Source organism: Bacillus sp. SRL337, assembly GCF_984799155.1.
Genome location: NZ_OZ481793.1, coordinates 2885720 through 2899096 on the forward strand (window position 1 = coordinate 2885720; position 13377 = coordinate 2899096).

Sequence of the window (13377 nt, forward strand, 5' to 3'; positions counted from 1 at the left end):
TCACTTGTAACACAGGGTCAATCCAGTTTGTGTCCTTTTTCATTATTCTCTAAATCTTTCAACTCTTTTTCAAGCTTTGCCTCGTCAAGCTCCTCACCGATGATGACAAGTGTCCTTGGCAGGTTCATATCTTCAGGGAATAGCAGCGGCATGCCATAAGAGTACTGAAACAAATAAGGATATTTCCGTCCGCTGAAAGGAACATATCCCTTCATCCTATAGATAGTATCCGGGAGTGTTTTCATCCACTTCTCAAAATCGGTGTGTGAAACCGAACCTGCAAAACGATGAACATAGGCTCTTAAATGGAGCTGGTGCCCGATTGCGCTCTGTTCCCTCTCCCTCGATACCGGTTTCCCCTCCAGATTTAGCAAATCAGCATAAGATACCTGGCTGTAATTGGTGATGATAAGCTTTGCGTTGGGATTAATCTGCTGGATCTCAAATAAGGCATTGCCTTTTTCCATTTCAGATAACAAGTCTTCTTTATTGAAAATAAGGAGGTGGGCATGCCTGATTTGTTCTCTCATTAATTGAAGAACCTGGGGGCTGTATGCACCTCTAGAAATCCATTGCTTCGCATCCACCACCGTAGTGATTCCTTTAAAATGAAACCGATCTGCGAATAATGGAGACATGACTGCATCCACAACTTCAACGGGATGGGCTGCCCCTGTGGTTTCGATCACCAATACATCAAACTCATCATTAAACAGCAACTCCTGCAGTTGAGACTCCAGCTTATCTTGAATCGAACAGCAAATGCACCCGTCAAGAAGTTCCTTCAATGGGGTCCCTTCTTCTACTTCCTGTGAATCTATTGAAACACTGCCTAACTCATTCATTAATACGGCAGGTCTTAAGTTTTGCTCCTTTAAAGCTGTAATCACGTTTTTAAGCAAAGTCGTTTTACCGCTTCCTAAAAATCCGGAAAGCAGGTAGACATCTTTTTTCATCCTTCAACTTCCTTTCTGCATACTACCTTCTTAGCCCATTCTAGATGAACTAAGCTGCTAATACAATCTTCGCGAAGCTTTTGGTATAATGATTACACATAAGGAGGCGTTGCTTTGCTTGATTTAACAGGAGAAAGAGTTATACCTGAGAAAATGGATCCATTAAACGGAATGCTCCTTGAACATCTGGCGAGATATTATTTTGCCATTGAGCTTGTTGAAGGAAGAATACTGGATTTAGCTTGCGGAACAGGATATGGCTCAAAAATCATCGCCAAAGCTAAAAAGTCAGTCCTAAAAGAAATCATAGCTGTCGATAATGATGAAGCGACCTTAAACTATGCCAGGGCAAAACATTATCATCCGCTGATCCAGTATAAAAAGATGGATGCGGAAGATACTGACCTGCCCGCAAAGCTTGGCACATTTGATGTAATCATAAGTTTTGAAACCCTGGAACATCTGACTCAGGAAAATGTCTTTATGAACAACCTTTATCATATGCTTAAGCCAGGAGGCACATTGATCATTTCCACGCCGTTCGGTGCCGGGAGAGGAATTCAGACAAATGAACCTTTTCATGTCCATCAGCTCACAGAAGCTGAATTTATCGCCCTTTTTGTTGACTATAAAGAAAAAGAGTTCTACCATCAAAGAAGTGTTCTCGTCGAGCCCAAAAGAGAAGGAAAGCACTATCCATTTGGGATAGCTGTCTGTAAAAAATAAATCGCACAATAAAGCGGAGGGGATATCCCCTCCGCTTTATTGTGCTGACGTTTTTCTCTAGTCTGTTTAATATTCCGTCTCCAAAAAATGAACTGCAGCTTTTGCATTTTCTTCAGTGTCAAATTCCAAGACCAATCCATTTTCTTCGGTCATTACATTTCTATACGAATCTTCCACAGGAATACGGAGAGATTCAAAAGATTTCACTGGCTTAAGCATAGATGCCATGCCTAATCTAAGAAGGTCTGAAAGTTCGAGATCAGTTTCAACTGCCTTCTTCCCTTCTTTCATCAGACTTGAAACCGTTTTGATACCTTCTGCGCTGGAGAGTTTCTCCATCAGTTCAGCTTGGACTTTCCCAAGAACCTCCTGTTGTCTGGCCACCCTGCCGAAATCATTCTCACTATCCTTACGAAACCGTACATAATTTAAAAGCTCTTGTCCATGAAGGACATGTTTCCCAGGATCCAAGTCCCATTTCCAAAAGTTGATCATTGCCTCCGGCACCTCAACCTCGACCCCTTGTGGCAGCACACTGTCTATTATGGTGACAAATCCCTGAAAATCAATATTGACAACATGATCAGTCTTAACCTGAAAGTTTTCTTCTATGGTCTCTCTCAAGAGTTCATCACCTCCCCACGAATAAGCGTGGTTGATCTTACTTTTCCCATGACCTGGAATGAACACGTAAGAATCTCTCATTATGGACATGACCTTGGCTGTTTTCGTACCTGGATTGTACTGGGCAACCATAATCGTGTCGGCTCTTGAAGCCTCACTTTCCCTCTGGTCTGAGCCTATAAGCAGTATGTTCATGGGCTCACTCTCTTCGCCAAAGAGTGTTAGTCCTTTTTTCTGTCCTTCGCCATCTTCCTCACGATTCATTAACGCCTCATCCAAAGTTCCCGATTTAATATCCTGATTCTGTTGATCTTCAACAGTTCCTTCTTGCTTATCCCAGTCATCAGCACACCCTTGAATGATCAAAAAACAAATGGCCACCTGAATGATTCTTCTCGCTGTTTTCAATGAAATCACCTTCTTAACCCATTGTTCTTACCATTGTCGGCCAGTTAAACGCGCTCTATACATATAAAGCGGAAGCGGCCGTTCAGCGCCGTACAGATTGGAGGGCTCTCGCATGAGATATAGGAATCACGAAGAGCGACAGTGATTCGATGATGACTAATCGCAAGGAGAGAGACCGAAATCTGCTAGGCGCTGGCCGCTGGAGCTGGATTGACTATAAAGCGCAAGCGCCTTGAACAGCCCCGACAGGCATAAGACGAGCCGGCGAGAAGGTTGCTCTTTAACCTTCTTGACGGATGGGCTTATGACCCCGAGGGGCTAGGCGCTGGAGCTGGATTGACTATAAAGCGGAAGCGGCCGTTCAGCGCCGTACAGATTGGAGGGCTCTCGCATGAGATATAGGAATCACGAAGAGCGACAGCGATTCGATGATGACTAATCGCAAGGAGAGAGACCGAAATCTGCTAGGCGCTGGCCGCTGGAGCTGGATTGACTATAAAGCGCAAGCGCCTTGAACAGCCCCGACAGGCATAAGACGAGCCGGCGAGAAGGTTGCTCTTTAACCTTCTTGACGGATGGGCTTATGACCCCGAGGGGCTAGGCGCTGGAGCTGGATTGACTATAAAGCGGAAGCGGCCGTTCAGCGCCGTACAGATTGGAGGGCTCTCGCATGAGATATAGGAATCACGAAGAGCGACAGCGATTCGATGATGACTAATCGCAAGGAGAGAGACCGAAATCTGCTAGGCGCTGGCCGCTGGAGCTGGATTGACTATAAAGCGGAATGGCCCCGATCAGCGGCGTACAAACTGGAAGGCTTCCGCATGAGATATAGGAAACACAACGAACACCGTGAGTTGATGTTGACTAATCGCAAGGAGGAAGACTGAAGTTTGATAGCCGTTGGGGCCATGAAGCTGGATTGGTTATAAAGCGCAAGCGCCTTGTTCAGCCCCGACAGGCATAAGACGAGCCGGCGGGAAGGTTGCTCTTTAACCTTCTTGACGGATGGGCTTATGACCCCGAGGGGCTAGGCGCTGGAGCTGGATTGACTATAAAGCGGAAGCGGCCGTTCAGCGGCGTACAAACTGGAAGGCTTCCGCATGAGATATTGGAAACACAACGAACAACGTGAGTTGATGTTCATTTCCCTTTGAACGAGAATGAACACTAAATTAATGCCAATTGATAACAGAAAAAATCCAGAACCTGATTTTCTCTGGAACACCTCTCTGGATTCAATGCGGGAATGAACTTGAAGACTTATAGCAAGAAGGAGTCGGAAATCCGCCGGCAGGTGGCCACGCATGGAGGAACACTGAAGTTCGACAGCTATTGTGGCCGACGTGGGACGGAATTTAAATAGGTGTATTTTCACGAAAAAAACCGGCTTTACAAGGAAACCCTGTAAGCCGGCTTGGAAAGAGCTTTACTTTATTTTTTTCGATAAGACTTCAATCGCTTTATTGACCTGCGTGTCATTCTTTTCAATAAGGTTTCTCAAGTTATCCATGAGTTTCAGGATGCTTTCACTGTTCAGAGTGCCAGTCACTTCCAGGCCTTCCTTTCCTTGGAATGCCTTAACGGCTTCTGTTGTTTTTTCATCAAAGAAGCCATCCGCGTTTCCAGTGTCATACCCTTCAGCCTTCAACATTTCTTCAGCTGCCTTCACTTGGTCGGATAAGTCAGATTCTTTTAATTCCTTGTCCGGATTGATATACGGAAGCTCTGCATAGGCAGGCAGAGAAACCTCATGATCCGGTTTGATGCCTTTTTCATGTATCCAAGTGCCATCAGGCGTCAACCATTTAGCAGTGGTGAATTTCATGTTTGAACCATCTGTAAAGCCTTCGGATGTCTGTACCGTCCCTTTACCGAACGAATTGACACCAATCAGAGGGATATCAGCAGATTCACTTACTGCTGCTGCAAGGATTTCAGAAGCACTCGCACTGCCTTTATCGATCATCACGGTTACAGGAACATCAATTTTCTGTCCGCCTTCTGAAACAATCTTCTCTTTATTTCCTTGTTTATCTTCTACTTGGAGAAGAATATCCCCCTGCGGTACAAATAAGGAGGAAATCTTAATAGCCTGATCAAGCAGTCCGCCTGGATTTTGACGAACGTCTATGATGAGTCCCTTCATTCCTTCCGCTTGCATTTCTTCTAGCGCCTTCGTCAATTCTGTGTAAGTATCATCTGAAAAGCTTGTAATCTGAATCTTGGCTATCCCGTTATCAAGCATTTCAGGATAGACCGTTTCCAACGGAATTTCATCTCTCGTAATTGTCACTTTTGTCGATTCGTCAGCACCAGGTCGCTGGATTGTCAAAGTGACTTTTGTGCCTTTTTCGCCCCTGATCTTCAGAACAGCGTCTGTGACACTTAATCCTTGGATACTTTCTCCATCAACTTCGAGGATTTTATCGTTTGGACGCAATCCTGCCTTTTCAGCAGGGGAGCCTTTGATTGGGGAAACAATCGTGATATGCCCATCCTTCTCCTGGATCTCAGCCCCTATCCCTTCAAACGAAGAGGTGATGCTTTCTTCAAATCGCTTAGCTTCATCCTGGTCCATATAATCTGAATATGGATCTTCCAGCGATTCAAGCATACCGTTAATCGCCCCGTTCACAAGGTTTTCCTGTTTCAGATCTTTATAGTATTGGGAGTCCAAAGCATCGTAAGCTTCATATAACTTCTGGAACTCGTCCCTTTCCTGTACACCGACATTTACGGCTTTCTCGTCTCCGAAAGCTAATGCAAAAGTCGTTATTCCAGCGGTTGCAAATACCAAAACGAATATTAACATTACAAATTGAAATTTACGTATACGGATGAAACCGGAGTTGTTCTGTCCTGTGGATTCATCTGTTTTTTGTTTCTGCTCATTGTCCATCAACCTTCACCACTTTCATTGCAAGTCTTGCTAGCATATTTTCCTTAGAATAGCATGTTTCATAAATTCTGAACACTTTTTTTACATACGATGCACTTTGTCCACAAAACAAGCATGGTAAATTACACCTTACTCATTTTATCAGTTTTTAAAATTTATCTAAAGGAATATCCCTTTCGGTTTTTATTATGAGTTAAAAGGGCTGTAAAAAACCCCACAGTACTGACAGCAAGCAGGGAATGAAAAAATGAATAGGCACCAATGAGAGCGAACCCTCCCAACAGGACCACTGTATCAATGATAAATATGATGATGCCGACATTCCACCCGGTGCTTTTCCCAATAATCTGCGCCAGCAAATCGGTTCCCCCCGTTGCAGCTTCTGCAAGGAGCATCAACCCGATCCCTATGCCTACAAAGGCTCCGCCAATCAATGCAGCCAATAGGGGAACCATGTGCACGTTTGCAGACAGAGGCGCGAGCATATCAATCAATAATGAGGACAACCACAAGCCGTGTATGCTTTTATAAAATAAACTCCGATCAAAAAAGAAAGCCAGCAAATAGAGGGGAATACTTAAGACCACCATGGTCAAGCCCGGTTGAAAATCAAGCCAATAATGGCTAATTAAACCAATCCCGATCATTCCTCCATCCAAAAAATGTTGAGGGACAAAAAATGCATTAATGCCAATCGCCACTAAAAGACTGCCGAGGACTATCTGAATATAAACCTTGAACATCCCTTCTCCCCCTACTGCTTTTTCAAGCATGTCCTTCTTACTAACTTATATGTATTAACGTCTGATTTTATTTATTTCCATCAGAAAAGACCTGAAAGGAATACCTTCAGGTCTTAGCCACACTATATTTTTTTCACATTTTTAAAATATTCTTCAAGGGTCCAGTCATTTTCTTTCATGACCTGAGCCGGCTCTTTTCCGACAAAGCGGAAATGCCAAGGTTCATATTGATATCCAGTTATGTCCTCTTTTCCTTTGGGATATCGTAAAATGAATCCAAACTTATATGCATGTTCCTTCAGCCATTTGCCTTCAGGTGTATTTTCAAAAGGAATGCTAACTTGAAAGCCATTGCTCTCACTGGATATATCCATTGCAAGGCCTGACTGGTGTTCACTGTTACCTGGTGGCGCGACTGCTTTGACTGCCTTTTCTTCCCCAAATTGCTTGATTTCCCTTTGAAGGAGCATATCTTGGTACTGGTAGGAACGATACCCGGATATCGCCGTTAAATACTGACCATCTTTTTGTGCGGCAGCAAACATTTCTTCAAGAGCCTTCGCGGCTTCTTTACGAATATAAGCTTTTTCAAGGTCCTGATTTCCAAACACAAAAGGAACATCCGGCCTGACAAGGTCTGAAGGCTTGTATTCACTCAATCCAAACTCTTTATTGACCAACGCCAACGTATTCGACGGATTCGTAATGACCTTTTTACCTTCCACTGTTTTTACTTCATTGAAGAATTGCGACTCCAACTGCAAGGCCGGAGGTATAACTTCTTCTTCATTTTGCTCAGGATTCTCCTGGTTATCATCAGCAGGCGCTTCCCCATTGTCCTGGTCGGCAGCAGTTTCCCCGCTGCTTTCCTTTACATCCTCTTGCTCTTGTGGAACAGATTTATCAGAGGAAAATAAATCTTTTGTCCATTCTTCTGCCTGCTGACAGCCTGAAAGCAGTAAAACAGCGGCTGGTATCAAGAATCGTTTCTTCATCTTTTCTTTCACCTTCTCTATCTTCGTCTCAATCATCATATCACTTCTTATTCAATCTGTAATCAAGGTAAACATTTCTTATAAATGATCCATCCCCGCAACAAACAAATAAAAGGCTGCCGAAAAACCGGCAAGCCTTTAGACCCATTTATTTGACTGCTGCTTCAAGAGCTACTTCAATCATGTCATTGAATGTTGTCTGTCTTTCCTCTGATGTTGTCTCTTCACCTGTTAAGATATGGTCGGAAACGGTTAACACAGATAGTGCATTGCGACCATGCTTCGCTGCCAAAGTGTACAGGGCAGAAGTTTCCATTTCCAGGGCAAGTATGCCATATTGAGCCCATTTCTCATGTTCTGCATTATCATTGTAGAACATGTCTGCTGTGAAAACATTTCCGACTTTCAAGTTAAGTCCTTTTTCCTCACCAGCATCGTAAGCTCTTTTTAACAGTGAGAAGTCCGCTGTCGGTGCATAATCGATACCGTTGAAAGTCAAACGGTTCATCTGGGAATCAGTTGAAGCACTCATTGCCAGGATAACATCTCGTACCTTGACATCCTTTTGGATGGCACCGCAGGTTCCGACACGGATCAGGTTTTGGACATTATAGCTCTGCATTAGTTCATTGATGTAAATGGAGATGGATGGTACACCCATGCCGGTGCCTTGAACGGAAACCCGCTTTCCTTTATACGTACCTGTGTACCCGAACATGTTCCTTACCTCATTATAACAAACCGGATTCTCCAAAAATGTTTCAGCAATGTACTTTGCACGTAAAGGGTCTCCTGGCAGCAGGACCGTTTCTGCAATTTCATTTTCTTTTGCACCAATATGTATGCTCATTACTATTCCTCCAATTCATTTTTCAAGTAGCAATTTTGCCCATTCCTTAGATTACTTCTGCATCTTAAGGCTATGCATGAACATTGTAAGCTTTTTTACCAATTCATGCAATGAGTTCATACCAAGGATAACAAAGATGGAAGTGGCAAAACTAATCGTCAAGGAGGGATTATCATGGCTAATGAAAAAATGAGCAAGAAGCTTCGCCAGGCAGTGGAATATGCCAACAACACAAATCCATCTTCACGTTCCAGAAACCAGCCAAACTCTTCTAAAACTGAAAGATTCAACAGCGGGAGGTAACTGATTTGGGAAAAAAACACCGAGCACGCATTAATGCACCAAAGAAAAACAATCACATTCCACCGGAAGCAATCGTTGCCGAACACGATGCTCATAACAAAGAACATTCAGGCCGCAAGCGTAAAAACGCCCCGGGACATAACGAATAAAATCATTATTGATGGAGAGCTGACATGTTTCAGCTCTCTTTTGCGTATGGTAATTCTACCTTTTCGCAATCCCGCTGCTTTTCTGGCATTCTTCCAACCCAACTAGCCTTTAAACATCAACAAAAAAAGAAAACCCCAGCTAAAGGAGCCGGAGTATGTAACGTCATCTGATAATCATTCTATTTACCTCATTCCACCCGCCGGGCTCAAGCCTGTAGTAGTAATGGCCCCTTCTCCCTTCATCAATAAAGACAATATCTCCTGTAGTGAGGTAGCGGCCATAATAATCATTTGGCATTCTATCCGGAACATTGAACAAGCGGAAAGTTTGATCCAGGGCTTGCAACCTATTCTCTGCAGGAACAGCCATACGATAAACTTTTTGGTAGCCTTTCCTCTGGCCGAAATCAGGTGTCTGAAAAATAGTGACATCAAAAGTCTTTGTATAGGATTTTGGACGAATGATTTTTTCGAGCAATGCCATAAGAACCCCTCCGTTCGGTTTGTTCTTATAGAATTAGATCTTGTCCATGTCGAATCCTTCATCAGAAAAAGACTGCTTTTGTCGAAGGAAAAAAATTCAGGAGAATCGGTCCAGCAGTTTTGTGATTCTTTCATCAATAGACTGTATTTCGGCTGCAGATACTGACAATTTCACCATTGATTCATCCGTATCCAGGGCCTCTGCAAGAAATCCCCCCAAGCCTCTTGCCTTACGGTCTACCTCAAACAAAAGATCCACGGAATTCAGACTCTGGCTCATGAAAACGACTTCCAATTCATCCAGCCTCCTGCTATACCTGCCGGTAACCGGAACAAACTCAAATTCCTGCACAAATGGATTTCTGCCCCGCAAATGCCGTGATGCCTGTTCGCAGTCTGCCTTTCTCAGCTTAAATCCAAGTCTGCCCAAAGATGAAAAAACAGAGTTCATCATCTCGTTCGGGGAAATTTCAATATAATCCTTATCACTGGGATCCATCGCATTCTTGATATCCAGTCCTGTTGCTACCCAAACGCGGGTACTGCCGACAGTCACAGGGGTGTCGAATGGAAGCTCGAAGCTTACAGGGAACTGTTTCACTTCATTTGCTTGTATGACAAACGGCTCCGTTATCTGAATCTTTTCAATGCATGCACTATCTGTATACTTTTTATCATCTGATTCCCTGATATAAGTCGTATACAGCTTCAGGTAGATAGAATCAACCTCCTGTTCAACATTTCCGCCTTTCACTTCAACAACGCCCGATACTCTTTCGCCAGCCGTATATCGCTCCTTTTCCAATTTTGTATCCACTGAAGCTGCACCAATTCCTACAGATGCAAATACCTTATTAAAAAATGACATCGCGATTCCTCCCATTACTGTTTAGCTTTTTGAATTGCATTTTCTAAAGAATTCATCAAAAGGCTTGAGTTTTCAAATGGTTTCTCAATCTGAAGCAGTCTACGTAAGATGACTTTTGTGTGTGCAGACACCCCCAGTTCTTCTTCCCAGCTTTTTTCCTTTTTCCCGCCACTATTATAGGAAGAGTACAAAAGGAAGAGCAGGAAGTGTCCCAATGCATAATAGTCAGCCCTCACACTTTTCTCGCGCATATAGTCTCTATGTTTGAGCATCGCTGTATCATTGCTCGCTATATTGGCCGCAAGCCCAAAATCGATAATTTTCATTTTGCCTCCACTGTCAAGGATATTCGGGATTCTCAAATCTCTGTGAACAATCCCCTTTGCATGAATTATCCTGACAAGCTTCATCACTTCTTGGACAATAAGCAACGATTCTTTTTCGTTAAAGGTTTTTCCTTCTTCAAAAATCAGCTGAGCAAATGTTCTTCCTTCAAAATACTCCATGACAAAGTAGGGCACGTTCTTATGCTTGCCGGTTGAGATAAGTCTGGGAAAGTGGACGCCGTCGAGATGTTTCAATACATCCGCTTCCCTATTCAATAATTTCCCGTTGTGGTCAATCAGCCTTTTATAGGTACGCTGCCTTTTCAGCACAGCAAGACTGCCATTCGATTTGTCTGTCACAAGATAAGCGGTGCCATAGCTTCCTTTGCCCAATAAGGATTTCACTATATAATTGCCAACCCTGAAGCCGGGCTTCCATTCTTTTTCAAAAAAATTGACCGCTTCTCTCCAGATGCCCATTTAGCTCAGCTGCTGAAAAAGCTCGAAAAACTGCTTTTATACTTCTTTTTATAATGATGATGCCCATAGTGCTTATGTTTCTGAGATTTATAATGCTTCCAGGAATCACTGGATGAATAATATTTCTTGTGTGATTTACTTTTTAATAAATGTTTGATTATTTTTTTCAGCAAAGTCATTCCTCCTTTGTTTTTATACGGTAAAGTAACATAAAAAGTTTCATTGTGGGGTGATATTTATGGTTTTATCCTTACTCGGGAGTTTCACCAAATCAAAGGAGAAATTAATCCCGCTATTAACCGAAAATGAACTTATCAAAATCAAATCACTGATTATGAAGAAAAGCGATCAGCCTCTTGCCATTCTGCCGGATGAAAGAAAGATCATAGAAGGGATCAAAACGGAAACATCACGCAAAAATAAAAATAATTGTACGAGAACCAAAGCATACCTTGACTATTTCCAGAGAAATAAGGAAATCGAATGGTCTTTCCTTGCTCATATGGTTTCGAGAAATGCAGGGTACCATATGACAGATCTAAAAGCAGATTTCCTTCCCTCCCTCCTTCAGGAAAGGGAAGCCAGGAACTTTTATTTGTTTCTTGAAAAAGCTAATGCCTCTATTTTTCATGACGCCTTTCCCCAACTCCTGCTTTACCGGAAAAGTGTTGAAAAAAAGACACCCTTATTTCACTTGCTCCCTGCTTTTGGCGTTTCTCGGGCAATGGCTGTTTTCTGGGAACGGTTTTGGATGAGCGGAGATAAAACAGAAATGACACTTGCCTTAATCATAAATGAACAAAGTATGCTGCAACGAAGGGTCATTTCCAAGATCAAAGAAAAGCACCTTTATGAAAAATTATTATTTCTGATTCAAGACAGAATGGAACTTACAACCGTTCTCTTTCCCTATAGAAAAAGGAATAAGAGTAAAAAACCTTATTCTTTGGCTGGAACGAGTATCTCTCATTTTGAAAATGCGCAGAACCGTATAGACATCGGGAAGAAGCTCTATGCCATTCTGCTTATGAAAAAAAATATTTATCATTCTTCTTTTGAATTTGCTTCCATAACTCCTCATACAGGTTCAAGGAGCGATTACTGGCCAGAAAGTTATTCACTCAACAAAATGAATGGCCAAAAAGTATTCAGTCCGCCACTGACTGCTGTCTTGGACGATCTTGAACAAACATATTCCCACGAAGATTGGGTTCATCAAAATACAATTCAAAACGTCGATGCGCTCAATTCTATTTTCATTCCTAAGCATTTTGATGTATCACTCCAGGCGCGAATTCTTATCAAAATGGCTGCTGAATGGATTCCAACTTAAAGCAGACTTCCTCGCCAGGAAGCCTGCTTCGTTTGTATGTAGCAGAGACAATATCTGCCTCATGTGAAATTAATACTCATCATCGTTCGGTTCCTCGTCAATAATGCATTTCTCTATAAGATATTCAAACGTAATATCGGCTATTTCCTCCAGTTCCTCTTCTGAGGGTACATACCCTCTGCGGACAAGCTCCTGAAAGAAAAATTCAGCAATTTCTTCCGTATCGATAAACACTTCGATTTCACGCATAGTATCGCCCCCTTGTACTTCAATCTATGAACAGCAAAAGAAAGTTATGCAAGTTGAAAAAAGTTTTCATACACCTGCTTGGACAAGCATAAAGTGAGGAAACAAAGCAAAAAATCTTATCTTTACATGCTGGAGGAGAGGTAAAAATGGAAACAGTCAAAACACTGAAAAGTTTCTTGGAAGAAGATATCATGAAGGATGATGGAATGATCATTAAGGGAATGGAACGCTTGCTGAATTGGATGTTGAAGGCGTTTGTCATCTTGAGCTTTCCAGTGTTCCTTATCTGTTTGCTTTGAATCAGTCTTTACCGATGGCATCAGAATTTGAACTCAGGTGACTCTTCAGCTGATCGACGATGGTATTCATCTTTCGTTTATATTTCTTATCTTTAAATAGATAATACAATACTTTTAGGTCGTTGTATTGGTCAAGAAGCCGGTCCACATAGCTGTCATCCTGATATTTCGGAGAAGGTAACACTGCCTGGTTCTTTTTGGCAGGGAGCATGATTCCGTATTTTTTAATGAAGGTTTCGGCCTGATCATAATCTGCAATAAGGGTCAGTTCCTCTTCATCTGCCTCAAGCCATTCCCCGTCCGTGATTCTGGTCAACTCGTAAATGACATCTTCCCATGAATCTTCTTTATATCTCCAAATTTCTGTTCGGAACCCGACGATTTTGAAAATATCCTGATCATAGCCTTTCACTTTTACCAGATCGCCAAAAAGGAATTTATATTCTATATCAATCTGCTCCTGTTCCAGCAAGTAGCCGTCATATTCATCCAGCAGCCTCAAACAATCTTCCTTGAACAATCCTTCACTTTCATTGACTTCGTAAACATATTCTCCCTCTAAAAGCTTAATATTTGTCACCTTTCCGACAGTACCATAGATTGTTACCACAACAGTATCCCCTGTCTTGAATTTTGGCTGTTTCCGCTTGCCCATCTTCTCCCCTCCTCTTAAGCTTATTTGT

At 42.5% G+C, this 13377-nt stretch carries 16 protein-coding genes; 5 read left to right on the forward strand and 11 right to left on the reverse strand.

Going from position 1 to position 13377, the window contains the following annotated elements:
• Positions 1-17: 17 nt before the first annotated feature.
• Positions 18-956: a CobW family GTP-binding protein gene (locus AC4E8A_RS14695; RefSeq protein ID WP_490193901.1), complete on the reverse strand. Its 939-nt coding sequence runs from the start codon at positions 954-956 to the stop codon at positions 18-20.
• 114 nt (positions 957-1070) lie between these two features.
• Between AC4E8A_RS14695 and AC4E8A_RS14700 the strand changes: the two genes are divergently transcribed.
• Entirely contained in the window at positions 1071-1682 is a 612-nt protein-coding gene (locus tag AC4E8A_RS14700) for a class I SAM-dependent methyltransferase (protein ID WP_490193903.1), read from the forward strand.
• A gap of 66 nt (positions 1683-1748) precedes the next feature.
• Here AC4E8A_RS14700 and AC4E8A_RS14705 read toward each other — a convergent pair whose 3' ends face one another.
• The 5 genes from AC4E8A_RS14705 to deoD form a co-directional block, all read right to left on the reverse strand.
• On the reverse strand, positions 1749-2714 hold the full coding sequence (locus AC4E8A_RS14705) for an LCP family protein (RefSeq protein ID WP_490193905.1): 966 nt from the start codon (positions 2712-2714) through the stop codon (positions 1749-1751).
• 1429 nt (positions 2715-4143) lie between these two features.
• On the reverse strand, positions 4144-5616 hold the full coding sequence (locus AC4E8A_RS14710; RefSeq protein ID WP_490193907.1) for a lmo1851 family serine protease: 1473 nt from the start codon (positions 5614-5616) through the stop codon (positions 4144-4146).
• A gap of 155 nt (positions 5617-5771) precedes the next feature.
• Positions 5772-6359 carry a YitT family protein gene (locus tag AC4E8A_RS14715; protein WP_490193910.1) on the reverse strand — a complete coding sequence of 196 codons (588 nt, stop codon included), beginning with the start codon at positions 6357-6359 and terminating at the stop codon, positions 5772-5774.
• Positions 6360-6481: 122 nt separating this feature from the next.
• Entirely contained in the window at positions 6482-7354 is an 873-nt protein-coding gene (locus tag AC4E8A_RS14720) for a M15 family metallopeptidase (RefSeq protein ID WP_490193912.1), read from the reverse strand.
• 148 nt (positions 7355-7502) lie between these two features.
• Complete coding sequence (gene deoD / locus AC4E8A_RS14725) at positions 7503-8204, reverse strand: purine-nucleoside phosphorylase (protein ID WP_490193914.1); 702 nt, start codon at positions 8202-8204, stop codon at positions 7503-7505.
• A gap of 174 nt (positions 8205-8378) precedes the next feature.
• Here deoD and AC4E8A_RS14730 point away from each other — a divergent pair, with 174 nt between their 5' ends.
• Positions 8379-8507, forward strand: coding sequence for a hypothetical protein (locus tag AC4E8A_RS14730; protein ID WP_276310261.1), 129 nt, complete (start codon positions 8379-8381; stop codon positions 8505-8507).
• Between the two features lie 5 nt (positions 8508-8512).
• Positions 8513-8656 carry a hypothetical protein gene (locus AC4E8A_RS14735; protein WP_490193916.1) on the forward strand — a complete coding sequence of 48 codons (144 nt, stop codon included), beginning with the start codon at positions 8513-8515 and terminating at the stop codon, positions 8654-8656.
• A gap of 163 nt (positions 8657-8819) precedes the next feature.
• Here the strand turns inward: AC4E8A_RS14735 and AC4E8A_RS14740 are convergent, their stop codons facing one another.
• The 3 genes from AC4E8A_RS14740 to AC4E8A_RS14750 form a co-directional block, all read right to left on the reverse strand.
• Entirely contained in the window at positions 8820-9140 is a 321-nt protein-coding gene (locus AC4E8A_RS14740; protein ID WP_490193918.1) for a hypothetical protein, read from the reverse strand.
• Between the two features lie 96 nt (positions 9141-9236).
• Positions 9237-10007: a sporulation protein gene (locus AC4E8A_RS14745; RefSeq protein ID WP_490193920.1), complete on the reverse strand. Its 771-nt coding sequence runs from the start codon at positions 10005-10007 to the stop codon at positions 9237-9239.
• 14 nt (positions 10008-10021) lie between these two features.
• Positions 10022-10813 carry a serine/threonine protein kinase gene (locus AC4E8A_RS14750; RefSeq protein WP_490193922.1) on the reverse strand — a complete coding sequence of 264 codons (792 nt, stop codon included), beginning with the start codon at positions 10811-10813 and terminating at the stop codon, positions 10022-10024.
• A 238-nt stretch (positions 10814-11051) separates the two neighbouring features.
• Here AC4E8A_RS14750 and AC4E8A_RS14755 point away from each other — a divergent pair, with 238 nt between their 5' ends.
• Entirely contained in the window at positions 11052-12146 is a 1095-nt protein-coding gene (locus AC4E8A_RS14755; RefSeq protein WP_490193924.1) for a DUF2515 family protein, read from the forward strand.
• A gap of 69 nt (positions 12147-12215) precedes the next feature.
• On the opposite strand, the gene AC4E8A_RS14760 is transcribed toward AC4E8A_RS14755, so the two are convergent.
• Complete coding sequence (locus tag AC4E8A_RS14760; protein WP_421378986.1) at positions 12216-12395, reverse strand: YozD family protein; 180 nt, start codon at positions 12393-12395, stop codon at positions 12216-12218.
• Positions 12396-12541: 146 nt separating this feature from the next.
• On the opposite strand from AC4E8A_RS14760, the gene AC4E8A_RS14765 reads away from it, so the two are divergent.
• A complete protein-coding gene (locus tag AC4E8A_RS14765; protein WP_490193927.1) occupies positions 12542-12694 on the forward strand; it encodes a hypothetical protein in 153 nt (50 codons plus the stop codon).
• A 1-nt stretch (position 12695) separates the two neighbouring features.
• Here the strand turns inward: AC4E8A_RS14765 and AC4E8A_RS14770 are convergent, their stop codons facing one another.
• The gene (locus AC4E8A_RS14770) at positions 12696-13349 is read right to left on the reverse strand and encodes a hypothetical protein (RefSeq protein WP_490193929.1); all 654 of its coding nucleotides are present in this window, start codon (positions 13347-13349) and stop codon (positions 12696-12698) included.
• Positions 13350-13377 lie beyond the last annotated feature (28 nt).

What these genes read in the sequence shown, in the direction of transcription:
- AC4E8A_RS14695 (WP_490193901.1), bottom strand. Translation starts at nt 956, where the DNA reads ATGAAAAAAGATGTCTACCTGCTTTCCGGATTTTTAGGAAGCGGTAAA.
- AC4E8A_RS14710 (WP_490193907.1), bottom strand. Translation starts at nt 5,616, where the DNA reads ATGGACAATGAGCAGAAACAAAAAACAGATGAATCCACAGGACAGAAC.
- AC4E8A_RS14715 (WP_490193910.1), bottom strand. Translation starts at nt 6,359, where the DNA reads ATGTTCAAGGTTTATATTCAGATAGTCCTCGGCAGTCTTTTAGTGGCG.
- AC4E8A_RS14720 (WP_490193912.1), bottom strand. Translation starts at nt 7,354, where the DNA reads ATGAAGAAACGATTCTTGATACCAGCCGCTGTTTTACTGCTTTCAGGC.
- deoD (WP_490193914.1), bottom strand. Translation starts at nt 8,204, where the DNA reads ATGAGCATACATATTGGTGCAAAAGAAAATGAAATTGCAGAAACGGTC.
- AC4E8A_RS14730 (WP_276310261.1), top strand. Translation starts at nt 8,379, where the DNA reads ATGGCTAATGAAAAAATGAGCAAGAAGCTTCGCCAGGCAGTGGAATAT.
- AC4E8A_RS14740 (WP_490193918.1), bottom strand. Translation starts at nt 9,140, where the DNA reads ATGGCATTGCTCGAAAAAATCATTCGTCCAAAATCCTATACAAAGACT.
- AC4E8A_RS14745 (WP_490193920.1), bottom strand. Translation starts at nt 10,007, where the DNA reads ATGTCATTTTTTAATAAGGTATTTGCATCTGTAGGAATTGGTGCAGCT.
- AC4E8A_RS14750 (WP_490193922.1), bottom strand. Translation starts at nt 10,813, where the DNA reads ATGGGCATCTGGAGAGAAGCGGTCAATTTTTTTGAAAAAGAATGGAAG.
- AC4E8A_RS14755 (WP_490193924.1), top strand. Translation starts at nt 11,052, where the DNA reads ATGGTTTTATCCTTACTCGGGAGTTTCACCAAATCAAAGGAGAAATTA.
- AC4E8A_RS14760 (WP_421378986.1), bottom strand. Translation starts at nt 12,395, where the DNA reads ATGCGTGAAATCGAAGTGTTTATCGATACGGAAGAAATTGCTGAATTT.
- AC4E8A_RS14765 (WP_490193927.1), top strand. Translation starts at nt 12,542, where the DNA reads ATGGAAACAGTCAAAACACTGAAAAGTTTCTTGGAAGAAGATATCATG.
- AC4E8A_RS14770 (WP_490193929.1), bottom strand. Translation starts at nt 13,349, where the DNA reads ATGGGCAAGCGGAAACAGCCAAAATTCAAGACAGGGGATACTGTTGTG.